Origin of the sequence: Massilia sp. UYP11 (genome assembly GCF_050434805.1) — a bacterium.
Lineage (GTDB): Bacteria > Pseudomonadota > Gammaproteobacteria > Burkholderiales > Burkholderiaceae_D > Telluria.
The window spans coordinates 24,897-46,501 of the sequence record NZ_JBNDJE010000025.1; the positions used below are offsets into that span (position 1 = coordinate 24,897).

At 66.3% G+C, this 21,605-nt stretch carries 23 protein-coding genes and 1 tRNA gene; 12 read left to right on the plus strand and 12 right to left on the minus strand.

From position 1 onward, the window contains the following. Positions 1-246: 246 nt before the first annotated feature. From ABIB38_RS21885 to pbpG, 3 genes are all read left to right on the plus strand, one after another. Positions 247-1,155: a DMT family transporter gene (locus ABIB38_RS21885; protein ID WP_429206808.1), complete on the plus strand. Its 909-nt coding sequence runs from the start codon at positions 247-249 to the stop codon at positions 1,153-1,155. After that, entirely contained in the window at positions 1,152-1,850 is a 699-nt protein-coding gene (locus ABIB38_RS21890; protein WP_429206809.1) for a nitroreductase, read from the plus strand. Before ABIB38_RS21885 ends, ABIB38_RS21890 begins: the two co-directional genes overlap by 4 nt. Positions 1,851-2,041: 191 nt before the next feature. Further along, a complete protein-coding gene (gene pbpG / locus ABIB38_RS21895) occupies positions 2,042-3,193 on the plus strand; it encodes a D-alanyl-D-alanine endopeptidase (protein ID WP_429206810.1) in 1,152 nt (383 codons plus the stop codon). Positions 3,194-3,346: 153 nt separating this feature from the next. Here pbpG and ABIB38_RS21900 read toward each other — a convergent pair whose 3' ends face one another. Next, entirely contained in the window at positions 3,347-4,129 is a 783-nt protein-coding gene (locus tag ABIB38_RS21900) for an IclR family transcriptional regulator (RefSeq protein ID WP_429206811.1), read from the minus strand. A gap of 149 nt (positions 4,130-4,278) precedes the next feature. On the opposite strand from ABIB38_RS21900, the gene ABIB38_RS21905 reads away from it, so the two are divergent. From ABIB38_RS21905 to ABIB38_RS21935, 7 genes are all read left to right on the plus strand, one after another. Further along, a complete protein-coding gene (locus ABIB38_RS21905; RefSeq protein ID WP_429206812.1) occupies positions 4,279-4,665 on the plus strand; it encodes a diacylglycerol kinase in 387 nt (128 codons plus the stop codon). Between the two features lie 104 nt (positions 4,666-4,769). After that, positions 4,770-5,408, plus strand: a complete 639-nt coding sequence (locus ABIB38_RS21910) for a peroxiredoxin (protein ID WP_429206813.1) — start codon at positions 4,770-4,772, stop codon at positions 5,406-5,408. Positions 5,409-5,618: 210 nt separating this feature from the next. Next, a complete protein-coding gene (locus ABIB38_RS21915) occupies positions 5,619-6,392 on the plus strand; it encodes a sulfite exporter TauE/SafE family protein (RefSeq protein WP_429206814.1) in 774 nt (257 codons plus the stop codon). 117 nt (positions 6,393-6,509) lie between these two features. Continuing rightward, positions 6,510-7,379, plus strand: a complete 870-nt coding sequence (cysT, locus tag ABIB38_RS21920; RefSeq protein WP_429206815.1) for a sulfate ABC transporter permease subunit CysT — start codon at positions 6,510-6,512, stop codon at positions 7,377-7,379. Further along, positions 7,376-8,281: a sulfate ABC transporter permease subunit CysW gene (gene cysW, locus ABIB38_RS21925; RefSeq protein WP_429206816.1), complete on the plus strand. Its 906-nt coding sequence runs from the start codon at positions 7,376-7,378 to the stop codon at positions 8,279-8,281. Before cysT ends, cysW begins: the two co-directional genes overlap by 4 nt. A gap of 19 nt (positions 8,282-8,300) precedes the next feature. Then, on the plus strand, positions 8,301-9,374 hold the full coding sequence (locus tag ABIB38_RS21930) for a sulfate/molybdate ABC transporter ATP-binding protein (RefSeq protein ID WP_429206817.1): 1,074 nt from the start codon (positions 8,301-8,303) through the stop codon (positions 9,372-9,374). Further along, complete coding sequence (locus ABIB38_RS21935) at positions 9,371-10,300, plus strand: CysB family HTH-type transcriptional regulator (RefSeq protein WP_429206818.1); 930 nt, start codon at positions 9,371-9,373, stop codon at positions 10,298-10,300. Before ABIB38_RS21930 ends, ABIB38_RS21935 begins: the two co-directional genes overlap by 4 nt. A gap of 183 nt (positions 10,301-10,483) precedes the next feature. Here ABIB38_RS21935 and ABIB38_RS21940 read toward each other — a convergent pair whose 3' ends face one another. The 5 genes from ABIB38_RS21940 to ABIB38_RS21960 all read right to left on the minus strand — a co-directional run bounded on the left by ABIB38_RS21940 (position 10,484) and on the right by ABIB38_RS21960 (position 14,915). Further along, positions 10,484-11,530 (minus strand): aldo/keto reductase, encoded by a 1,047-nt coding sequence (locus ABIB38_RS21940; protein WP_429206819.1) that lies wholly within the window; start codon positions 11,528-11,530, stop codon positions 10,484-10,486. A 2-nt stretch (positions 11,531-11,532) separates the two neighbouring features. Next, positions 11,533-12,591 carry a quinone-dependent dihydroorotate dehydrogenase gene (locus ABIB38_RS21945; RefSeq protein WP_429206820.1) on the minus strand — a complete coding sequence of 353 codons (1,059 nt, stop codon included), beginning with the start codon at positions 12,589-12,591 and terminating at the stop codon, positions 11,533-11,535. A 121-nt stretch (positions 12,592-12,712) separates the two neighbouring features. Continuing rightward, positions 12,713-13,441, minus strand: a complete 729-nt coding sequence (locus tag ABIB38_RS21950) for an arginyltransferase (protein ID WP_429206821.1) — start codon at positions 13,439-13,441, stop codon at positions 12,713-12,715. Between the two features lie 63 nt (positions 13,442-13,504). Beyond that, on the minus strand, positions 13,505-14,332 hold the full coding sequence (gene aat / locus ABIB38_RS21955; protein ID WP_429206822.1) for a leucyl/phenylalanyl-tRNA--protein transferase: 828 nt from the start codon (positions 14,330-14,332) through the stop codon (positions 13,505-13,507). Between the two features lies 1 nt (position 14,333). Further along, on the minus strand, positions 14,334-14,915 hold the full coding sequence (locus ABIB38_RS21960) for an NUDIX hydrolase (protein WP_429206823.1): 582 nt from the start codon (positions 14,913-14,915) through the stop codon (positions 14,334-14,336). Between the two features lie 184 nt (positions 14,916-15,099). Between ABIB38_RS21960 and ABIB38_RS21965 the strand changes: the two genes are divergently transcribed. Further along, positions 15,100-15,176: transfer RNA gene (locus tag ABIB38_RS21965), tRNA-Met, on the plus strand. A 206-nt stretch (positions 15,177-15,382) separates the two neighbouring features. Beyond that, the gene (locus ABIB38_RS21970; protein ID WP_005665771.1) at positions 15,383-15,796 is read left to right on the plus strand and encodes a T6SS immunity protein Tdi1 domain-containing protein; all 414 of its coding nucleotides are present in this window, start codon (positions 15,383-15,385) and stop codon (positions 15,794-15,796) included. 77 nt (positions 15,797-15,873) lie between these two features. On the opposite strand, the gene ABIB38_RS21975 is transcribed toward ABIB38_RS21970, so the two are convergent. From ABIB38_RS21975 to dut, 6 genes are all read right to left on the minus strand, one after another. Then, positions 15,874-16,926, minus strand: coding sequence for a glycosyltransferase family 2 protein (locus ABIB38_RS21975; protein WP_429206824.1), 1,053 nt, complete (start codon positions 16,924-16,926; stop codon positions 15,874-15,876). Positions 16,927-17,008: 82 nt separating this feature from the next. Further along, positions 17,009-17,929 (minus strand): DNA-3-methyladenine glycosylase 2, encoded by a 921-nt coding sequence (locus ABIB38_RS21980; protein WP_429206825.1) that lies wholly within the window; start codon positions 17,927-17,929, stop codon positions 17,009-17,011. Continuing rightward, on the minus strand, positions 17,926-18,834 hold the full coding sequence (locus tag ABIB38_RS21985) for a DMT family transporter (RefSeq protein WP_429206826.1): 909 nt from the start codon (positions 18,832-18,834) through the stop codon (positions 17,926-17,928). Before ABIB38_RS21985 ends, ABIB38_RS21980 begins: the two co-directional genes overlap by 4 nt. Positions 18,835-18,932: 98 nt before the next feature. Continuing rightward, entirely contained in the window at positions 18,933-19,928 is a 996-nt protein-coding gene (locus ABIB38_RS21990) for an XdhC family protein (RefSeq protein ID WP_429206827.1), read from the minus strand. Positions 19,929-20,043: 115 nt separating this feature from the next. Then, positions 20,044-21,138 (minus strand): M48 family metalloprotease, encoded by a 1,095-nt coding sequence (locus ABIB38_RS21995; RefSeq protein ID WP_429206828.1) that lies wholly within the window; start codon positions 21,136-21,138, stop codon positions 20,044-20,046. Between the two features lie 12 nt (positions 21,139-21,150). Continuing rightward, positions 21,151-21,600 carry a dUTP diphosphatase gene (gene dut / locus ABIB38_RS22000; RefSeq protein ID WP_429206829.1) on the minus strand — a complete coding sequence of 150 codons (450 nt, stop codon included), beginning with the start codon at positions 21,598-21,600 and terminating at the stop codon, positions 21,151-21,153. Positions 21,601-21,605: the final 5 nt, after the last annotated feature.

Genomic DNA, 21,605 nt, shown 5'->3' on the forward strand with positions numbered 1-21,605 from the left:
GCAACGAAACTCTTTTTGTGCACCGCAACAGGACAGATTCTCTGTCAGTTCGGTTGAAGCGTCAAGTGTTTTTGATGCGTTGCACCATCCAAGATACATAATTCCGTTGAATGCATTTAATGCAAGAAAAGTCAATTGATCTCGCGCAAACCTTGTGCATCTTTCGGCCAGTCAAAACTCCATTGTAGAGAGCATGCTAGACTCGGTGCTTGCGATTCATTCAATGTCGTGCGCTGCGCCAGGACCATGTCTACCCACGTCACCTCCATGCCCGGCAGCTCCTGGCTGTCGCCCGTGCCGCTGTTCTTCGTCTTCCTCTGGAGCACGGGTTTCATCGTCGCCAAGCTCGGCCTGCCATACGCGCCGCCGCTGACCTTCCTCATCGTGCGCTGCCTGGGCGTGCTGGCGGTGCTGCTGCCGTTGATGCTGCTGTGGCATGCGCCATGGCCGCGTGGGCAAGTCCTGCCCATCGCGGTCTCCGGCCTGCTGCTGCAGGCGGGCTATCTGGGCGGCGTATGGGCCGCCATCAAGCTCGGCATGCCGGCTGGATTGACCGCCCTGATCGTCGGCATGCAGCCGATCCTCACCGCCGCTGCTGCGCCGCTGATCGGCGAGCGGGTGCGGCCGATACAATGGCTGGGCCTGCTGCTCGGCCTGTCCGGCGTGGGGCTGGTGGTCTACGCCAAGCTGGGGCTGGCCGGGCTGTCGCCCGCCGCCCTCGGCCTGTGCGTGTTCGCACTGCTGAGCATTACGGCCGGCACCATGGTGCAGCGCCGGTTCTGCCCGCGCTTCGACCTGCGCAGCGGCACCGCGATCCAGTTCGGGGCCACGGTGCTGGTGCTGGCGCCGATCGCGGTGTGGCTGGAAGACCTCGATCCGGCGTTCTCGAGCATCACCTGGAGCGCCGACTTCATCATCGCCTGGCTGTGGTCGGTGTTCGCGCTGTCGATCGGCGCCATCTTCCTGCTGTTTAAACTCATCGGCCGCAGCCAGGCCACCGAGGTGACCAGCCTGATGTACCTGACCCCGCCGACCACGGCCATCATGGCCTGGCTGCTGTTCGGCGAAACCTTCAACGTGCTCGGCCTGGCCGGAATGGCGGTGGCCGTCGCCGGCGTCGCTTTCGTCGTGCGCAAACCACAGGAGACCCCATGACCATCGACAATCCCAGCCAGGCGGCCGTCGACGCCGCCATCACCTCGCGCCGTTCGATCCGCGCCTTCCTCGACAAGCCGGTCGCGCGTGAAGACATCGTCCGCATCCTGGACGTGGCGGCGCGCGCGCCGTCCGGCACCAACACCCAGCCGTGGAAAGTCCACGTGCTGACCGGCGAAGCACGCGCGCGCCTGTCGCGCGCGATCCTGGCGGCGTATGCCGACCCCGAACAGGCCGTCCAGCATCAGGAGGAATATCCCTACTATCCGCGCGAATGGGTGTCGCCGTACATCGACCGGCGCCGCAAGGTCGGCTGGGATCTATACGGCCTGCTGGGACTGAAGCGCGACGACAAGGCCGGCATGGCGGCCCAGCATGGGCGCAATTTCACCTTCTTCGATGCGCCGGTCGGGATGATTTTCACCATCGACCGCATCATGGAGCAGGGCTCGTGGCTCGATTATGGAATGTTCTTGCAGAACATCATGGTGGCGGCGCGGGCGAGGGGGCTGGATACCTGCCCACAAGCCGCTTTTACGCAGTATCATCGGATCATCGCGGCCGAACTTGGGCTGGCGCCGAGCGAGATGGTCGTGTGCGGCATGGCGCTGGGCTGGGCCGATCCGGCGCGGATCGAAAACACGCTGCAAACCGAGCGCGAACCCAGCCAGGGATTCGCCCGCTTCCTGGATTGAAGCGTCCATCAAGTTAGACACTAAACTAACAACCAACAATATCTCATTGATATCAAAAGGAAGTTTGCGAGCGGGGAAGGTGTTGGTTTTCGCGGATTATTGCCGCATGGAATGTTCTTTTCGCTTGCGATCGAGCGTCGTTCCGCTACACTTTCATCTGTATCTCATCAGTTTGGTTCAGGGGCGTTTCGATGTTTAAACTTGTTTTGGCTGCGGTTGTCGCCACGTTGTTCGCTATTGCACCAATGCAGGCATCCGGTGCGGGGGCGGGCGCAGGTGCGGGCGCAACCGAACAGGCGCAGAAGTCCAAGCCTGCCAAGGTTGCCAAGAAAAAGCCCAAGCGCAAAGCCAAGGCCCGCGCCACCAAGAAGCGCAAGGAAGTCGCCAGCGTCGGCGCCAATGGCCAGCGCATGGTGCGCCGGGTGCGGACCGTCAACGGCAAGCGCGTCGTCACCTATCACCCCGCGCGTACCGCGGCGGCCGCGGTCGCGGCGGTCGCGACGGCGGGCGACAGGGCGGGCCTGGACAAGACGGACGATCCGCTGTCCCTGCGCTCCAGCGTCGCCTATGTGGTGGACCAGAACAGCGCCGAAGTGTTGTTCGAGAAGAACGCCAACGTCGCGCTGCCGATCGCCTCGATCACCAAGCTGATGACCGGCATGGTCGTGATGGAGGCCAAGCAGGATCTCGACGAAGTGCTGCGCGTCACCGACGCCGACGTCGACCGCCTGAAATACAGCAGCTCGCGGCTGCCGGTCGGCGCGCGCATGACGCGGCGCGAACTGCTGCACATCACCCTCATGAGTTCCGAGAACCGCGCCGCCTCGGCGCTGGGCCGCAACTACCCGGGCGGCATCGAAGCCTTCGTCGCCGCGATGAACGCCAAGGCGCGCGCACTCGGCATGAAGGACACCCGTTACGTCGATACCAGCGGCCTGTCGAGCCGCAACGTCTCGAGCGCGCGCGACCTCGTCAAGCTGGTGATGGCGGCCCACGAAGACCCGCTGCTGCGCGAATTCTCCACCACGCCGAAATCGACCGTGCAGGCCAGCGGTCGCACCATGCATTACGCGAACACCAACTACCTGGTGTCGCTGCCGGACTGGAACATCGGCCTGCAAAAGACCGGCTTCATCAATGAAGCGGGGCGTTGCCTGGTGATGCAGGCCATGATCCATGGCCGCAATGTGGTGATGGTGTTCCTGGATTCGAAAGGCAAGATGTCGCGCACGGCCGACGCCGGCCGCATCCGCCGCTGGATCGAGTCGCTGCCGGACCGCATGGACGTCGACGCGGTGCGCACGCCGACGATCACGGCCAGCGCCCCGGCGCTGCCGCATTAGTCACGACGGGGCGGCTTAAGGGCGCCTCGAAAAACCGTTGCGAGCGGCAGCAGTTTCGGTCGGGCCGCGCAGGTTGAGAAGCGCAGCTGTACTGGAGTACAGCGAGCATCGCAGACCGAAAATGCAACGCGCAGCAGGTTTTTCGACGTGCCCTTATACCGGCGTCGACCGGTAACCGAGCGTCGACGAAATCCGCGACGCCGTCTGCACCAGATCTTCGAGCCAGTCTTCCTGCAAGCGGTCGGCCGGCGCCGAGATCGACAATCCCGCCACCAGCTTGCCGCTGTCGTCATGGATGCCGGCCGCCATGCAGCGCACGCCCAGTTCCAGTTCCTCGTTGTCGCGCGCATAGCCGCGCGCCCGCACCAGGCTCAGCTCGCGCTCCAGCCGCGCCAGTTCGGTGATCGAATTGCGCGTGTGGCCCGCCAGCCCCGTGCGGGTGGCATAGGCGCGGATCGCCTTGACGTCGTCCACCGACAGGAACAGCTTGCCGGTCGAGGTGAGGTGCAGCGGGCCGCGCCCGCCGATGGCGCGCACCACCTGCATGCCCGAGCGCTCCGAGAAGGCGCGGTCGATGTAGACGATCTCGTCGCCCTGGCGCACCGACAGGTTCACCGTCTGCTGGGTCTTGCGGTGCAGGGCGCGCATGGCGTCGAGCGCCGCTTCGCGCACCGACAGCCGGCTCTTGACCACGTTGCCCAGTTCCAGCAGGCGCATGCCGAGGCGGTAGGTGCCCGGCTCGACCCGGTCGACGAAGCGCGTGACCACCATGTCGTTGAGGATGCGGTGCGCGGTCGAGGGATGCAGGCCCGATACCCGCGACAATTCCTTGAGGCTGACCGGATCGGTATAGCTTGCCAATGCATCGAGCAGCGCCATCATGCGCTCGATGACCTGGATCGATGTCTTGGCTGGGGTGGGCGTTTCCATTTTCATGATGTGGTTGGTGCAGTGCAGTATCGTTCCCTTTATACCATGATGTGAAAAGATGATGCAAACCGGCGGGTTGCGTCGCGGGCCGACTTGCCACATGCTTGTACGGGACCGGGCATAATGTCGTTCCCGCATGTTGGATGCCAGGCACGATGGAAAACCCGATCAGCGAGTTCAAGACCTTGCGCGGCCTGGAGCGGCTCGGCGCCGCCTGCCGCAACACCTGGGACGGCCTGCGCTGGGCCTGGCGCAGCGAAGCGGCGTTCCGGCAAGAGGTCGTGGTGATCGCCATCGCCAGCGTGGCGGCGCTGCTGCTGCCGGTGTCCGGTTTCCAGAAGCTGGCCCTGATCGGCGTGCTGGTCGTGGTGATGGTGGTCGAGCTGATCAATTCGGCGATCGAGGCGGTGGTCGACCGCATCTCGCTGGAGCGCCATCCATTGTCCAAGGCGGCCAAGGACCTGGGCAGCGCCGCGGTGGCCCTGACCCTGCTGCTGGCGGCCGCCACCTGGGCCGTCGTGCTGTACAACCGTTTTGTTTGACGCCATCCGCGTGGGTGGCGGGTTCATTCAGGACCGCCCCTGCCGGCGGCGCGCTGCCGGCGTTTGCGGGCGGCAATATGTATGACTTAACCATGGAGAAGACTATGACCTTACGCCTCGGCGACACCGCTCCCGATTTCGAGCAGGATTCCAGCATCGGCAAGATCCGCTTCCACGAGTGGGCAGGCGAATCCTGGGTGGTGCTGTTCTCGCACCCGGCCGACTTCACGCCGGTATGCACGACCGAGCTGGGCCTGACCGCCAAGCTCAAGCCGGAGTTCGACAAGCGCAACGTCAAGGCGATCGCGCTGTCGGTCGACCCGGCCGACAAGCACCTCGACTGGATCCGCGACATCGAGGAAACCCAGCAGACCGTGGTCGGTTTCCCGATCGTGGCCGATGCCGACAAGACCGTGTCCGAGCTGTACGACATGATCCACCCGAACGCCTCGGCCACCGCCACCGTGCGCTCGCTATTCGTGATCGACCCGGCCAAGAAAGTGCGCCTGACTATCACCTACCCGATGAGCACCGGCCGCAACTTCGACGAAGTGCTGCGCGTGATCGATGCCCTGCAACTGACCGACGGCTACACCGTCGCCACGCCGGGCAACTGGAAGGACGGCGACCCGGTCATCATCCCGCTGACCGTCACCGATCCCGAAGTGATCAAGCAGAAGTATCCGAAAGGCTTCGAGGCGCCGCGTCCTTACCTGCGCCTGACGCCACAGCCAAACAAGTAATCCGCATCGAATGGCTGGCTGCACGGGCGCGATTGCCCGTGCGCACCGCAAGACGGCGAACCCAGGTTCGCCGTTTTTCGTGGTGTTCAGCCAACGAACCCGCGATGGTCAGCGTCATGGGACGAATATCTTTGCATAAGCAAATGAGAAAGCTGTCCTTTGGAAACCGGCAGCCTGCGCCTTACCCTGTACGCTACAGGAGAGCTCGGCATGTCGATGACGTATGTAATAGCAGGATTCGCGGTAGGTTTGTTGGTCGGCATGACCGGCGTCGGCGGCGGCTCGCTGATGACGCCCCTGTTGACCCTGATGTTCGGGGTCTCGCCCTCGGTCGCGGTCGGCACCGACCTCGCCTTCGCCGCGATCACCAAGAGCGCCGGCACCATCACCCACCGCTTCACCCGCACCGTGCACTGGCCGATCGTCGGCCGACTGTGCCTGGGCGCGCTGCCGGCGGCCGTGGTGGCCGCCATCGCGCTCAACTACTTCGGCGCGCTCAGTGAACAGCTCGGGCAGGTGATCCGCTACACGATCGCCGGCTCGGTGATGCTGACCGTGCTGGCGCTGCTGCTGCGCAGCCGCCTGATGGCCTGGATCCATGCCCACCCGGAACGCCAGCTGCAGGGCCGCACCCTGGCGGTGGTCACCATCATCTCCGGCGCCGTGCTGGGCGTGCTGGTGACGGTCTCCTCGATCGGCGCCGGCGCCATCGGCGCGACGCTGCTGGTGTTCCTGTATCCCAAGCTGACCCCGGCCGAAGTGGCCGGCACCGACATCGCCTACGCGGTGCCGCTGACCGCCATCGCCGCGCTCGGCCACTGGTGGCTCGGCTCGATCGACTGGATGTTGCTGCTGACCCTGCTCGTCGGTTCGGTGCCCGGCATTACCCTTGGCGCCATGGCGGCGCGCGCCGTCCCGGAGCGGTTCTTGCGCGCGCTGCTGGCCACCACGCTGACCGCGGTGGCCGCCAAACTGGTGCTGTAAACTGCGCTCTATCAAATAGCGTTTACCGTCTATGCAAATAAGTATTCTTTCGTTTGCTTTATGAATATAGCGTGAGAATATTCGAGTCCAATAGAAGAATTTGTAATAAGGATTCGCATGACTTCGCTTGCATTGCCGGGCAGCACGGCAACACCCAAGCCCAAGCGACCGGGCCGGGTAATTCCCGGCTTCGGCATTTCGCTGGGCTTCACGCTGTTCTACCTGGCGCTGATCGTCCTCATTCCGCTGTCGGCAGTGTTCCTGAAAACCTCCACCATGAGCTGGGCGGATTTCTGGGCCACCGTCACGTCCGAACGCGTGATGGCGTCCTACCGCCTGAGCTTTGGCGCATCCCTGATCGCGGCCGCCATCAACGTCGTCTTCGGCGGCATCGTGGCCTGGGTGCTGGTGCGTTACCAGTTCCCCGGCAAGCGCTTCGTCGACGCCCTGGTCGACCTGCCGTTCGCGCTGCCGACCGCGGTGGCCGGCATCACGCTCACCGCGCTGTACGCCCACAACGGCTGGATCGGCCAGTACCTGGCGACGCTGGGCATCAAGGTGGCGTTCTCGCCGCTGGGCGTGGTGGTGGCGCTGACCTTCATCGGCCTGCCGTTCGTCGTGCGCACGGTGCAGCCGGTGCTCGAAGAAGCCGAGCGCGAACTCGAGGAAGCCGCCGCCAGCCTGGGCGCGCCGCCGCTGCAGACCTTCGTGCGCGTGGTGCTGCCGACCATCGTGCCGGCGCTCCTGACCGGCTTTGCGCTGGCCTTCGCCCGCGCCACCGGCGAATACGGCTCCGTCATCTTCATCGCCGGCAACCTGCCGATGGTGTCCGAGATCACGCCGCTCTTGATCATCTCCAAGCTGGAGCAGTACGACTACACCGGCGCGACCGCGATCGCGGTGGTGATGCTGGTGTTCTCCTTCATCCTGCTGCTGACGATTAACCTTCTTCAGGCGTGGACGCGCAAACGGGCGGGCAAGGCATGAGCGCGGTCCTCGACAACGTGGCGCAGCCGGCGAAACGCCCCGCCAACAACAAGCGCCTCGACACCAGCGTGCTCGAGCCGCGCTGGGTGCGCGTGGCCCTCATCGCCGTCGCGCTCGTCTTCCTGACGCTGTTCCTGTTCATTCCGCTGGCGGCGGTGTTCACCGAAGCGCTGAAAAAAGGATGGCAGGTCTACGTCGAAGCGATCGTCGATGCGGACGCCTTATCCGCGATCAAGCTGACCCTGATCGCAGCCGCGATCTCGGTGCCGCTGAACCTGGTGTTCGGCGTGGCGGCGGCATGGGCCATCACCAAGTTCGAATTCCGCGGCAAGAGCCTCCTGCTGACGCTGATCGACCTGCCGTTCTCGATCTCGCCGGTGATCGCGGGCCTGATGTACGTGCTGCTGTTCGGCGCCTCGGGCTGGTTCGGTCCCTGGCTGGCGGAACACGACATCAAGATCCTGTTCGCGGTGCCGGGCATCGTGCTCGCCACGGTGTTCATCACTTTCCCGTTCGTGGCGCGCGAGCTGATTCCGCTGATGCAGCAGCAGGGCACCGAAGAAGAGGAAGCCGCGCTGGTGCTGGGCGCCTCGGGCTGGTCGACCTTCTGGCGCGTGACGATGCCGAACATCAAATGGGGCCTGCTGTATGGCGTGATCCTGTGTAATGCCCGTGCGATGGGCGAGTTCGGCGCGGTGTCGGTGGTGTCGGGCCACATCCGCGGCGAGACCAACACGATGCCGCTGCACGTCGAGATCCTCTACAACGAATACAACTTCACGGCCGCCTTCGCCGTCGCATCGCTGCTGGCGCTGCTCGCCCTGGTGACCCTGGCCGTCAAGTCCATAATCGAATGGCGTCTGCACGAAGCCCGCAGGGCTTCGACCGACGCCCCTCACTGAAACAACGCCGGAGCCACGCATGACGATCGAAGTACAACATATCCGCAAGCAGTTCGGCCAGTTCACGGCGCTCGACGACGTTTCGCTGCAGTTCCCCGACGGCGAACTGACCGCCTTGCTGGGCCCGTCGGGCTGCGGCAAGACCACGCTGCTGCGCATCATCGCCGGCCTCGAATACCCGGATTCCGGCGCCGTGCTGCTCGACGGCCAGGATTCCTCGCACCGCCATGTGCGCGAGCGCCAGGTCGGCTTCGTGTTCCAGCACTATGCGCTGTTCAAGCACATGACCGTGTTTGAGAACGTCGCCTTCGGCCTGCGCGTCAAGCCGCGCAAGGACCGCCCGAGCGAAGCCCAGATCCGCGAGAAGGTCAAGCAGCTGCTCGAGCTGGTGCAGCTCGACTGGATCGCCGACCGCTATCCGCCGCAGCTCTCGGGCGGCCAGCGCCAGCGCATCGCCCTGGCGCGCGCGCTGGCGGTGGAGCCGCGCGTGCTGCTGCTCGATGAACCGTTCGGCGCGCTCGACGCCAAGGTGCGCAAGGAACTGCGGCGCTGGCTGCGCCGCCTGCACGACGACCTGCACGTGACCTCGATCTTCGTCACCCACGACCAGGAAGAAGCGCTCGAAGTGGCCGACCAGGTGGTCCTGATGAACAAGGGTCGCGTGGAGCAGCTGGGCAGCCCCGACCAGGTGTACAACAACCCGGCCTCGCCCTTCGTGTACGGCTTCCTGGGCAACGTCAACCTGTTCCATGGCCGCGTCAACGACGGCGTGCTGGCCAGCGGCGATGTGAGTTTCCAGGCGCCGCAGCACGCCGGCGTGCGTGACGGCGCCGGCATCGGCTACGTGCGGCCGCACGACCTGGACGTGGAGCGCTACACGCCCGGCGCCGAAGGCGTGGTGGCCAAGCTGCGCCGCGCGCATGCGATCGGCCCGCTGGCCCAGCTCGACCTGGAGCGCGCCGACAACCAGCAGCTGATCGAGGCGGTGATGCCGAACGAGCGCTTCGCCAGCCTGGGCCTCAAGGAAGGCGAGACGCTGGTGGTGCGTCCGCGCCGCATCGAAGTGTTCGTCGACGAAGGAAACGCGATATGAACTTCCAACAGTTGCGCTCGGTCCGCGAAGCGGCCCGGCGCGACTTCAACCTGACCGAAGTCGCCAACGCACTGTTCACCTCGCAGCCGGGCGTCTCGCGCCAGATCCGCGAGCTGGAGGAAGAGCTGGGCGTGGTCATTTTCGAGCGCAACGGCAAGCGCCTGACCGGCCTGACGCCGCCGGGCAAGGGCATCCTGCGCATCGTCGAAAAGCTGCTGGTCGAAGCCGAGAACCTGCAGCAGGCCAGCCGCGAGTACGCTGCGCAGGACAGCGGCACGCTCACGGTCGCCGTCACCCACACCCAGGCGCGCTACGCGCTGCCGCAGGTGGTGCAGTCGTTCCGCGCCGCCTTCCCCAATGTGCGCATCGCCTTGCAGCAGAGTTCACCGGAACACATCGCCGAATGGGTGGCTTCCGGCAAGGCCGACATCGGGATCGCGACCGAGGGCCTGTCGGCTTTCCCCGACCTGGTGTCCTTCCCGTGCTACCGCTGGAGCCACCTGGTCGTGGCGCCCGAGGGCCATCCGATCTTCGCCAGCGGCTCGCTGCTGCGCCTGGAAGACCTGGCCGAGCACCCGCTCATCACCTATGACGTCGGCTTTACCGGCCGCAGCCACATCGACGCCGCCTTCGTCGAGGCCGGGCTGGCGCCGGACATCGTGCTCACCGCGATGGATTCGGACGTGATCAAGCAGTACGTGTCGCTGGGCCTGGGCGTGGGCATCGTCGCCTCGATGGCGTTCGACCATGGCCGCGACAAGGGGCTGCGCGCGATCGAGGCCTCGCATCTGTTCGCGCAGAACGTGACGCGCCTGGCGGTGCGCCGCGGCACGTACCTGCGCGCGTATGCCTTCCACTTCATCGAACGTTTCGCCCAGGGCTATACGCGGGCCGATATCGAGAAGGCGATCGCGACGGCGGAATGAGGAAACGGGGCGTGTGTCCCAATGACGTCAAGTGAAGGCGAAAGTCTTCTTGAGTTAGCGAAAAAACGTCGTCCCCACGCAGGCGGGGACCCAATCTTGCAAGCGTTTCGACGACGCTTGCAGAACTTGGGTCCCCGCCTGCGCGGGGACGACGTAGTTGACGGTTCGGCTTGTCGCCCTGGCCTACTGGCCCGGGTTCGTGATCCGGCCATGAATCTCATCGATGCGCCGCACCACTTCGTCACTGAGGGTGATCTGCGCCGCATCGATGTTCTCTTCCAGCTGCGCCAGCGTGGTCGCCCCGACGATGGTCGAGCCCATGAACCACCTCGAATAGCACCAGGCCAGCGCCATCTGCGCCGGCGTCAAGCCGTGCGCGCGCGCCAGCGCCGCATACTCGCGGGTGGCCTCCAGGACCGCCGGGCGCAGGTAGCGCGGGCTCCAGGTCGGCGGATAGATGCTCAAGCGGCCGCGCGCCTGCGGGTCGTCGACGTACTTGGCGCTCAGCTGGCCGAAGGCGAGCGGGCTGTAGCCCAGCAGGCTCACGTCCTCGCGGTAGCAGACTTCGTCCAGCAGGGTGGTCTCGAATGCGCGCGCGGTGAGGTTGTACAGGTTCTGGATGGTGGCGATGCGCGGCAGGCCGTGGATCTCGGCCTGCTTGACGAATTCGCACACGCCCCACGGGCTTTCGTTGGACACGCCGATGTGGCGGATCTTGCCTGCCTTGACCAGGTCGGCCAGGGCGCGCAGGGTGTCCTCGATCGCCACGCCGCCGCGTTCCTTGCGCGGATCGAACGCGTTGGCGCCGAAGATCGGCACGTTGCGGCTCGGCCAGTGCAGCTGGTAGAGGTCGATGTAGTCGGTCTGCAGGCGGCGCAGGCTGGCGTCGACGGCCGCGCGCAGGTTGGCGGCGTCGAGGTTGTGTCTTGAACCGCGGATCCAGGCCTGGTTGCCGTTCGGGCCGGCGATCTTGGTCGCCAGCACCAGCTTGTCACGGCCGCCGCGCGCCTTGAGCCAGGAGCCGATGAAGCGCTCGGTCGCACCCTGGGTCGCCGCGCTCGGCGGCACCGGATACAGCTCGGCGGTATCGATGAAGTTGATGCCGCGCTCGAGGGCGTAGTCCAGCTGGGCGTGCGCTTCCTGCTCGGTATTCTGCTCGCCGAAGGTCATCGTGCCGAGGCAGACGGCGCTCACCGCGAGGTCGGTGCGGCCCAGCGTCTTGCGCTGCATGCTCATCTCTTCTTTTTCGTGCCGCTCTCGCGCAGCGCGTCGGCGCACTCGCGCACCAGCCTCGGGCCCGCGTAGATCAGGCCGCTGTACAGCTGCACCAGCTGGGCGCCGGCCGCGATCTTGGCCTTCGCGTCCTGGCCGCGCATGATGCCGCCCACGCCGATGATCGGGATGTCGTCGCGCAGCTCGGTCTTGAGCGCGCGGATCACGATGTTGGACTGCTCGAACACCGGGGCGCCGGACAGGCCGCCGGCCTGCTGCGCATGCTTCATGCCCTCGACGTCGCGCCGGTTGAGCGTGGTGTTGGTGGCGATCACGCCGTCGATCTTGTGGCGTAGCAGGGCGCCGGCGATGTCGCGGATCTGGTCGCCGTCGACGTCGGGCGCGATCTTGAGCGTGATCGGCACGTAGTGGCCGTGGTGCTCGGCCAGCCTGGTCTGCTCCGCCTTCAGCTGCGCCAGCAGGCCGTCCAGTTCCGAGGCGCCCTGCAGCTGGCGCAGGTTCTTGGTGTTGGGCGACGAGATGTTCACCGTCACGTAGCTCGCATATGGATAGACCTTGCGCAGGCAGTGCAGGTAATCCTCGGCCGCGCGTTCGATCGGCGTGTCGGCGTTCTTGCCGATGTTCAGGCCCAGCACGCCCTGGCGCTCCTGGTAGAAGCGCGATGCCTGGACGTTGGCCACGAAGGCGTCGACGCCGCCGTTGTTGAAGCCCATGCGGTTGATGATGCCGCGCGCGCGCGGCAGGCGGAACATGCGCGGCTTGGGGTTGCCGGCCTGGCCGCGCGGGGTGACGGTGCCGATCTCGATCGAGCCGAAGCCGAGCGCGGCCAGGCCGTCGATGTAGGCGCCATCCTTGTCCAGGCCGGCGGCCAGGCCGACCGGGTTGGGGAAGGTGATGCCCATGACGGTGCGCGGGTCGGGCAGGGGTTTCCGGAATCCGCCCGTCAGGCCGAGCGCGGCTGCCCGACGCAGCATGGGCAGGGTGAAGTTGTGGGCCGTCTCCGGATCGAGCGAGAACAGTGCGGGGCGAACGAGGGTGTACAGGAATTTGTCGGGCATGGGGAACTCTAAAAGGATCTCCCCATCATTCTAACGTGATGCGCTGCGGCATACGTAGTCAAGTAGCGACGACTTTGTTAGCACTTGTATCACACGCCATGGCAGCGCCGGGAGCGGACTGCTAACGCTGCAGCACGCCCCATTCGCCGTCGATGCGGGCTTCGAGCGGCCGGAAGTTGATCTTGTAGGCCATCTTGGGGCTCTGTTCGATCCAGTACCCGAGATAGACGTAGGACAATCCCAGCTCGTGGGCCTGGTTCACCTGCCACAGGATATTGTAGGTGCCGTAGGAGGCATTCTCGACGTCGGGGTCGAAGAAGGTATATACCGACGACAGGCCGTCGGACAGCACGTCGATGATCGACACCATGCGCAGCAGGCCGTCCGGTTCGCGGAATTCGACCAGGCGCGTGTTGACGCGGCTTTGCAGCAGGAACTGGGCGTACTGGTCGCGGCTGTCCTGGTCCATGCCGCCGCCCACGTGGCGCGTGGTCTGGTAGCGCAGGTAGAGCGCGTAGTGCTCGTCGGAGAAGGCCAGGTTGGCCACCATCGCGACCAGGTCGCCATGGCGTTTCCAGGCGCGGCGCTGGGTGCGGTTGGGCGTGAAGTCCGCGCACTTGACGCGCACCGGGATGCAGGCCTGGCAGCCGTCGCAGTAGGGGCGGTAGGTAAAGATGCCGCTGCGCCGGAAGCCATTCTTGACCAGTTCGGAATACACGTCGGCATTGATCAGGTGCGACGGTGTGGCGACCTGCGAACGCGCCTGGCGCGCGTCGAGATAGCTGCAGGGGTAGGGCGCCGTCGTGTAGAACTGCAGCGTCGCGAATGGCAGGTCGTGTAGGTGCGTCATGCAAAAAACTCTCGAGACGACGTGTGATGGGCCTATTCTAGCGAAAACCGGTCGGGCCCACCGTTAGCCATCCAACGGTATCGCGGGCGAATTGCCGGTCTGGTCGGGCTGCACGGTGGACGCCGCGGCTGGCATGGACGGCGTGGACGGCGCGGATGGTGCCGCGCCTGGCGCTGCGAGCGGCGCACCGACCGTCCAGTGGCGGATGGGCGGCTCGGCGATGGCGGCGCGCAGGTGCTCCAGGAAGCGGCTGCGCGGGATCGGCGCCGCGCCGAGCGAGGCCAGGTGGCCGGTCTCCTGCTGGCAGTCGATCATCTGCACGCCGTGCCGGCGCAGGAAGGCCACCAGGTAGGCCAGCGCGACCTTGGAAGCGTCGGACACCCGCGCGAACATCGATTCGCCATAGAACATGCGGCCGATGCAGACGCCATAGGCGCCGCCCACCAGTTCGCCGTCGAGCCAGACTTCGGACGAGTGGGCATAGCCCAGCGCGTGCAGGCCGCTGTAGCCGCCGATGATCTCGTTCGAGATCCAGGTGCCGGGGCCGTCGCGGCGCGGCGCGGCGCAGGCGCGCATGACGTCGGCGAACGCGGAGTCGAAGCGCACGTCCCAACGCCCCCCTTCGAGGCGGCTGCGCTCGACCTTGCGTAGCGTCTTGGCCAGGCTGTCGCTCACCTTGAAGTCGGCCGTGTACAGCACCATGCGCGGGTCGGTGCTCCACCACAGGATGGGCTGGCCTTCGGAAAACCAGGGGAAAATACCGTTGCGGTAAGCCTGCAGCAGGCGCGGCGGCGACAGGTCGGCGCCGGCCGCGAGCAGGCCCGGCGCCTCGACCGTCAATGCCTTGGATACGTCGGGAAACGGCGTATCGGTCTCGAGCCAGGGAATCATCTCAATCCGGTTCGCGTGGGGCGATCATCGGGCGATCGATGTCGCGGCTGTGAAAGCCGTAGTCGCCCCCCTCGCGCACTTTGATCCAGTCGGCGAAGAACAGTTCCAGCGTGCTGCGGATGGTGGGGAAGGCCAGGTCGTCCCAGGGGATGTCGGCTTCGGTAAACAACTGCACGTCCAGGCTTTCGATGCCGGCCGCGAAGTCCAGGTCGAGCAGGCGCGCCCGGTAGAACAGGTGGACCTGGTGTACGTGGGCTACGTTGAGCAGGGTGAACAAGGGGCCGAGCTCGACGTTGGCGCCGGCTTCTTCCTCGGTCTCGCGCAGCGCCGCCTGCCCGGTGGTCTCCTCGTTTTCCATGAAGCCGGCCGGCAGGGTCCAGTAGCCGTAGCGCGGCTCGATCGCACGCTTGCACAGCAGGACCTGGAGCCGGCCGTCGGCCTCCCAGACCGGGATCGAGCCGACCACGAGTTTCGGATTCTGGTAGTGGATCGTGTGGCAATGGGTGCAGACGTAGCGCGGCCGGTTATCGCCTTCGGGAATGGTGAGCAGGACGGGGTGGGCGCACTCGGAGCAGAATTTCATGGTTGTGTGACGAATTGGTATTGCCCTTACTTTACACCGAATGCGGGGGCGATAGGGCTGCGCCCGGGTGGTGAGCAGGCCCTGTCGTCGGCCGGACCATGCGCTATATCGTGTTGCAATCGCATATCGCCGCAGTATTGCATTTGCCTAATAACGGGAATGCGCGTATAATTCATTTCACAGACGCGGGGTGGAGCAGTCTGGCAGCTCGTCGGGCTCATAACCCGAAGGTCACAGGTTCAAATCCTGTCCCCGCAACCAGTTTCAAAGCCGCTGACTCGCAAGAGTCAGCGGCTTTTCCGTTTTCCGGGCCGATGTTTTTCGAGTCGGGCAACGTCTTTCCCCATCTTAACGGCCTCGACGCAGGTCAAACCCGCTCGCCTTTGCTGCAATGCACACGAGCCCGGCCTGTCCAACCCTGCGAACCGCCGCGCGACGCGCGATGGCGACAGTCAGGGGCGATGACCATGATCGATGTAGACGACATCAACGAGGCCTGGGGCTGGGTCGGCATGAGCGCCGTCGAAGTTCTCGGGGCCAATGCCTTCGGCAACCTCATCATCCGCGACGAGGACGACCATTTCTGGTGCCTGCGTCCGCAAGAGCTGGTCTGCGAGCCGCTGGCGCGCAGTCGCGCCGCGCTCGACGCGCTGGCCTACAACCAGGATTTTCTCAACGACTGGTACATGCCCGAGGCGGTGCGCCTGGCTGAAGCCGCGCTGGGGCCGCTGACCGAGGGGCGCAAATACTGCCTCAAGATTCCCAGCGCGCTGGGCGGGCACTACGGCTGCGACAACCTGGCCACGGTGCCGCTGGCAGAGCTCATCCGATTTTCGGGCGAGGGTGCGCAGCAGTTCGACGGCTTGCCGCGCTGGAACTGACGCCCTGGCGACGACCATGCCGGGCGCCGGTTTCCGGTAAGGAGCAAGCGCTACCTGTCCCGGCAAGGGGCAGGCGCTTATTCCTTGCGCGCGGCGGCCTGGGGCCGCAGGCGTCCGGCGACCATCTGCCACGCGACCGACGGCACGTACAATGGCAGCAGCGGGTCCATTGCCAGGTGGCGGCGCAGCAGCGGGGCGTTGATGGTCTTGCGATGCGCCAGCCGGTGGACGATGTCCTTGAGCATGGTCTGGCGCAGAAACCGGAGCTTGGCGCGGTTGCGCCCCCGTTGCTCGGCGTTGAGCCTGAACAGGCGCGGCAGCGCGAGCTCGAGTTTGGTTTCGTAATGCAGGCGGTCCATCGACTTTTCGGTGCCCCAGCCCGAGCCGGCGTAGATGTTCACGCCGCGGCCATAGGTCACTTCCGCTGTGGTGCCAAATACATAGCTCTTCGTCAGGGTGCTCAGCGTCAGCCAGAACAGGAAGTCCTCGCCGGCATAGACGAATTCTTCGCGAAAACGCTGGTTGGCGAACTTGCGGAAGCGGTACACGACGGTCGACGTGCCGATGACGTTGGCGCCGAGGATCTGTTCCGTCATGTCGCCCTGGTACTGCGCAACCGGGAAGCCGCCCGGCAACACCGGGTGCGCGTCTTTCCTGAACGCCGTGCTCTGCTCGAACACGGTGTTCGACTGGCCGAGACGGAAAAAATCCGAAAAATAGAAGTCGTTACCCGGCGCCAGGGCGGCGTTCGCATGCAGCAGGTGCGTATCGTGCCACTCGTCGTCCGAATCCAGGAAAGCCACGTAGTCGCACTGCGGCGACACGCTGTCGAGCCCCTTGTTGCGCGCCGCGGCGGGTCCGCCGTTCGGCTGTTCGATCACGCGTATGTTCAGGTGCGGCCAGCGCCGCTGCACGGCCTCCACCTCCCCCCGCGCCGGCACCGGCGAGCTGTCGTCGACCACGATGACTTCGGCAGGGTATAGCTGCTGGCCGCCGATCGAGGCCAGCGCCTTTTGCAACACGCCTTCCTGGCGCTGAAAGTAAGGAATCACGACGGCGATCGCCGCGCTCGCAGGCGCGGCGGCAGTGCTGCCTGCGCTGCTGGAAGAGGTGGAAAGCGGGGTGTTCATGTTGCTGAATATATCATACGTCCTTGCCGGAACGCCGTCTGTCTTTCCAATTGAAAACATCGCCGGGCGACGTTCGCGCCTGCTATTCGGCCAGGCTGGCCCACAGGTAGGCGGCCGCCATGGTGCGGTGCGGCGCATAGCGCGCCAGCAGGCGCTGGGCTTCGGCCAGGGTCGGCCGCTCGGCGCTGCCGGTCAGATTGTGCAGCGCGGTACGCACGGCCACGTCGCCTTCGAGCGAGCAATCTGGGTAGCCATAGCCGCGTAATAGCACATAATTGACGGTCCAGGGGCCGACGCCTTTGATCGCCAGCAGTTCCTGGCTCACCTGGGCGGCGTCGCGGCTGCGCTCGAGCGCCAGGCTGCCGTCGACCACCATGCGCGTCACGCGCAGCACGGTCTCGGCCTTGGCGGTCGAGAACTTGCGACTGGTGAGCTCTTCCAGCGCCAGGCGGGCGACGTCGGGTGCTTCCGGGTAACACCACAAGCCAGTCGAATGCCGGCGGCCGGCCAGCTGGATCAATGTGCGGCGCAGGGCGATTGCGAAGCCGAGGTTGATCTGCTGGCCGATGATGGCCCAGGTCAGGGCCTCGAACACGGTGGCCGATTGCACGATGCGCAGGCCCGGCGCGCGCGCGAGCACGGGACCGAGCACGGGATCGGCGTGCGCGAAGGCGGCAAAGGCGGCCGGGTCGATGCGCAGGCCCAGCACGTTCAGCAGCGCGTCCCGGGCCAGCGCGTCGAGCGCGGGCATGCCGGGCATGTCGGACATGTCTATCGGCACGTCGAAGGCGATGCGGCAGCGCGCCATGCCGTCGTCGAAACGGATGTCGAGCAGGGTCGGCACGCCGTCCAGCAGCACGCCCTTGCGCAGGCCTTGCGGCGACACCTGCTCGGCCAGGCCTTCGGCATCGCGGCCGTGGAAGGCAATGACGTCGGCCACCCGGTAGCCCGGCGGCAGGGCGATGGCCTGCGTCGCCTCCACCGTCTTCACCGTCTCCATCATTTGCCGCCCGCCGCCGCGGCTGCGCGCCCGACGCGCGGCCGGAAGCCCGTCACCAGCGCAGTCCCGAGCAGCACGATGGCCGCGCCGGCGATCGTGTGCCAGCCGATGGCTTCGTGCAGGAACAGCGCGCCCCACAGGATGCCGAACAGGGGATTGAGGAAGGTGACGGTGAGCGCCGAGGTGGTGCCGACTTCCTCGATCAGCTTGAAATAGAGGATGTAGGCGATGCCGCTGCAGACCACGCCCAGCGCCAGCACGGCGGCCATGATGCCCGGCGTCGGCTCGCCCGGCGCCGGGAAGAAGGCGACCAGCGGCAGCACCAGGATGGCGGCCGCCCACATCGAGCCGTGGGCGTTGGCGAACGGCGCCACCGCCGGAGCAGATTTCGCATACTGGCTGGCGATGCTGTAGCTGAACGCCGCGACCAGGGCCGCGCCGACCGCGATGCCGGCGCCGGGCCGCTCGGCGACGTGGTCGAAGCCGACCAGCAGCGCCACGCCGCCGGTGCCCAGCAGCAGGCCGAGCGCGCTGCGGCTGGCTACCCTCTGCCGCGCCCACACGGCGCCGACCAGCGCGCCCCACATCGGCGCGGTGGCGTTCAGCACCGACAGCACCGAGGCCGACAGGGTGCGCGCGGCGAAGGCGAACAGCAGGAAGGGCAGGGCCGAATTGAACAGGCCGAGGATCAGGTAGTGCTTCCAGTGGCGGCGCACGTCGAGCGGGGCGCCTTTGCCGCGCAGGTGGAACACCCAGGCCACCAGCGCCAGGAACAGGGCGGCCAGGCCGACCCGGTATTCGATCAGCACCGCCGGCCCGAGCACGGGCGCGGCAATGCGCATGAAGAGGAAGGAGCCGCCCCAGATGGCGGCCAGCGCCACCAGGCGCAGCATGTTCGCGGTGTTCATTAATAAAAAGATGGCCCGTCTGATAACGGGCCATTGTGGCAGGACCGGCGCTTTCCTGCCAGCCGCTGCTTGCTGTCGAATGCGCGCCCGATCCGCGTTCAGGCCGCGCTGGCCAGGGTCAGCGCGGCGGCGTGCGGCACCAGCATCGTCTGCGGCACCGCGTTCTTCACGGCCGTCATCTCGGCCATGATCGAGATCGCGATCTCGGCCGGCGTCTTGCTGCCGATGTAGATCCCGATCGGGCCGTGCAGGCGCGCCAGTTCGGCCTCGGTGAGGTCGAACAGCTTGAGGCGCTCGCGCCGCTTGGCGTTGTTGGCGCGCGAGCCGATGGCGCCGACGTAGAAGGCGTCGGACTTGAGCGCTTCCATCAGCGCCAGGTCGTCCAGCTTGGGATCGTGGGTCAGCGCCACCACGGCGCTGCGCGCATCGAGCTTCGCGTCGATCACCAGGTCGTCGGGCATGGCGTGCACCAGGCTCACGCCGGGAATGGAAAAGCCGCTGCGATATTCCTCGCGCGGGTCGCACACCGTGACGCGGTAATCCATGCCGGCCGCGATCGTGGCCAGGAAGCGCGACAGCGGGCCGGCGCCGATGATGTACAGGCGCCAGCGCGGGCCGTGCAGGGTGTGCAGCACGCCATCCTCGATGCGCTGGATGGCGCTGGCCTGGGCTTGCTCGAGGGTGACCGCGCCGCTGGCCAGGTGCACGCGACGCTCGACCAGCTCGCCCCCATCCAGGCGCGCCAGCAGTTCGGGAATGCGGCTCTCGGTCGACAGCGGCTCGATCGCCAGTTCGATGGTGCCGCCGCAGGGCAGGCCGAAGCGGTGCGCCTCGTCGGCGCTGATGCCGTAGCTGATGATTTCGGGGAGGGCGATCTCGATGCCGTTGTCGCGCACGCGGGCGATCAGGTCGTCTTCGATGCAGCCGCCGGAGACCGAGCCGACCACCTGGCCATCCTCGCAGATGGCGAGCGTGGCGCCGACCGGGCGCGGGCTCGAGCCCCAGGTCTTGATCACCGTGACCAGCTGGCAGCGCTGGCCGCCGGCAAGCCAGGCGGCGCAGGTCTTCAGTACGTCGAGGTCGATGCTGTCCATGATGTGGTCGCCGCCGTATGCGGGATAGATACGAGATGGACAATCATACAAAAAAAGCGGGGAGGGCGTCGGACCGGGCGTGCGCGGCATGGCGCCGCCGCGCACGCCGGCCGGGTCAGGGCACCAGCGGTTTCTTGCCGCTCTGCTTGGCCTTCACCTCGGCCACCGCCTTGTCGATCGCCGCGAGCCGCTGCGTGGTCGACGGATGGTTGGCCGTGTAGCCGTTGAGGATGCGCGCCGGGTAGGTGGCCGCCAGGCGCTTCCAGAAGGCGGACGCCCCTTCGATGCGGTAGCCGGCGCGCGCCGCCAGGTAGATCGCCAGCCGATCGGCCGCCACGTCGTCGGCCACCGGCATGGCCTTGATGCCGCCGCTGCCGATCAGCATCGACGTATCGGGCGTGATCGCGGTGAGGTTGTCGATGATGCTGCCGATGGTGGCTGCATTGCGCTGCGTGGCCGCGTGGCCCAGCATATTGTGCGCCATCGTGCGCGCCACCACGTAGGCCAGCTCGTCGTCGTTGCGGGCGAAGCCCAGCATGCCGCGGGTGACCATCACGCGCGAGCCGTCGGCGTAGGCGTTGATGTTGTCGGCGTTGCCCAGCTCGATCGCGAAGGCGCAGGCGCGGGTGACCGGGATGGTCAGGTCGCGCTGGTTGCCGTTGCGCTCGATCGACAGCGGCAGGCTGGCCTGCTTCGACACGATCGGGCCGAACACGGCGCCGGCCTTGGACAGGGCGTTCGGGCCCTCCGGCAGCGGCGTGCCGGCGGCGGCCAGCAGGTGGTCGCCCTGGCGCAGGCCGGCCCGGGCCGCGCCGCTGCCGTTGAGGACGTTGGTGACCTGCAGGCGCTCGCCCATGCCCAGCACCACCCAGGCGGCCTCGTTGTACTGGCCCGGATAGGTGTAGCGGTTCTTGGCCGTGAAGCCGAGCAGGTTGCGCGCGTGCCTGGTGCACAGCTGGGCGTTGTCGATCAGGAGGGGGGCCGCGATCCGGTACAGGCGGTCGTGCTGGGTCGCCATGCGGGTGAGCGTGTCGGCCGCCGCCGCCATCTGCGGCGTGACCTCGGGCTTGCCCGGCGCCTGGCTCGGGATCACCCCCGGCGTGGTCGACGATTGCATCTGGCCCGGCGTGCTGCAGGCGGCCAGCAAGGCCGCGGCGCCAGCGATCAGGGCCGCTGACTTGAAGCGTTCAAGACGGTGCATAGGGATCATGGTCCTCCTCTGTTATTGTTTGCCGGTGCTGCCGAAGCCTCCGGCGCCACGGTCGCTCGATGCGAACTCTTGTACCACGTTGAAGCCGACCTGCAGCACCGGCACCACGATCAGCTGCGCCAGGCGGTCCATCGGCTGCAGCACGAAGGCGGCGGCGCTGCGGTTCCAGGTGGAGACCATCAGCTGGCCCTGGTAATCGGAGTCGATCAAGCCTACCAGATTGCCCAGAACGATGCCGCTCTTATGGCCGAGCCCACTGCGCGGCAGGATCATGGCGGCGTAGCCCGGGTCGCCGATGTGGATGGCGAGACCCGTCGGCACCAGCACCGTCTGGCCGGGCTCGATGGTGAGCGGCGCGTCGAGGCAGGCGCGCAGGTCGAGGCCCGCGCTGCCCGGGGTGCCGTAGGCCGGCAGCAGGTCGTGCATGCGCGGGTCGAGGATTTTCAGATCGATATTCTTCATGTGGT

Bases quoted from the DNA above. Each gene is read 5' to 3' on its own strand.
- pbpG (WP_429206810.1), top strand. From the start codon at position 2,042: ATGTTTAAACTTGTTTTGGCTGCGGTTGTCGCCACGTTGTTCGCTATT.
- ABIB38_RS21915 (WP_429206814.1), top strand. From the start codon at position 5,619: ATGTCGATGACGTATGTAATAGCAGGATTCGCGGTAGGTTTGTTGGTC.
- ABIB38_RS21905 (WP_429206812.1), top strand. From the start codon at position 4,279: ATGGAAAACCCGATCAGCGAGTTCAAGACCTTGCGCGGCCTGGAGCGG.
- ABIB38_RS21890 (WP_429206809.1), top strand. From the start codon at position 1,152: ATGACCATCGACAATCCCAGCCAGGCGGCCGTCGACGCCGCCATCACC.
- ABIB38_RS21945 (WP_429206820.1), bottom strand. From the start codon at position 12,591: ATGCCCGACAAATTCCTGTACACCCTCGTTCGCCCCGCACTGTTCTCG.
- ABIB38_RS21950 (WP_429206821.1), bottom strand. From the start codon at position 13,441: ATGACGCACCTACACGACCTGCCATTCGCGACGCTGCAGTTCTACACG.
- ABIB38_RS21910 (WP_429206813.1), top strand. From the start codon at position 4,770: ATGACCTTACGCCTCGGCGACACCGCTCCCGATTTCGAGCAGGATTCC.
- cysW (WP_429206816.1), top strand. From the start codon at position 7,376: ATGAGCGCGGTCCTCGACAACGTGGCGCAGCCGGCGAAACGCCCCGCC.
- ABIB38_RS21940 (WP_429206819.1), bottom strand. From the start codon at position 11,530: ATGCAGCGCAAGACGCTGGGCCGCACCGACCTCGCGGTGAGCGCCGTC.
- ABIB38_RS21930 (WP_429206817.1), top strand. From the start codon at position 8,301: ATGACGATCGAAGTACAACATATCCGCAAGCAGTTCGGCCAGTTCACG.
- ABIB38_RS21975 (WP_429206824.1), bottom strand. From the start codon at position 16,926: ATGAACACCCCGCTTTCCACCTCTTCCAGCAGCGCAGGCAGCACTGCC.
- ABIB38_RS21960 (WP_429206823.1), bottom strand. From the start codon at position 14,915: ATGAAATTCTGCTCCGAGTGCGCCCACCCCGTCCTGCTCACCATTCCC.
- ABIB38_RS21935 (WP_429206818.1), top strand. From the start codon at position 9,371: ATGAACTTCCAACAGTTGCGCTCGGTCCGCGAAGCGGCCCGGCGCGAC.
- dut (WP_429206829.1), bottom strand. From the start codon at position 21,600: ATGAAGAATATCGATCTGAAAATCCTCGACCCGCGCATGCACGACCTG.
- ABIB38_RS21885 (WP_429206808.1), top strand. From the start codon at position 247: ATGTCTACCCACGTCACCTCCATGCCCGGCAGCTCCTGGCTGTCGCCC.
- ABIB38_RS21900 (WP_429206811.1), bottom strand. From the start codon at position 4,129: ATGAAAATGGAAACGCCCACCCCAGCCAAGACATCGATCCAGGTCATC.
- ABIB38_RS21985 (WP_429206826.1), bottom strand. From the start codon at position 18,834: ATGAACACCGCGAACATGCTGCGCCTGGTGGCGCTGGCCGCCATCTGG.
- cysT (WP_429206815.1), top strand. From the start codon at position 6,510: ATGACTTCGCTTGCATTGCCGGGCAGCACGGCAACACCCAAGCCCAAG.
- ABIB38_RS21980 (WP_429206825.1), bottom strand. From the start codon at position 17,929: ATGATGGAGACGGTGAAGACGGTGGAGGCGACGCAGGCCATCGCCCTG.
- ABIB38_RS21970 (WP_005665771.1), top strand. From the start codon at position 15,383: ATGATCGATGTAGACGACATCAACGAGGCCTGGGGCTGGGTCGGCATG.
- aat (WP_429206822.1), bottom strand. From the start codon at position 14,332: ATGATTCCCTGGCTCGAGACCGATACGCCGTTTCCCGACGTATCCAAG.
- ABIB38_RS21995 (WP_429206828.1), bottom strand. From the start codon at position 21,138: ATGATCCCTATGCACCGTCTTGAACGCTTCAAGTCAGCGGCCCTGATC.
- ABIB38_RS21990 (WP_429206827.1), bottom strand. From the start codon at position 19,928: ATGGACAGCATCGACCTCGACGTACTGAAGACCTGCGCCGCCTGGCTT.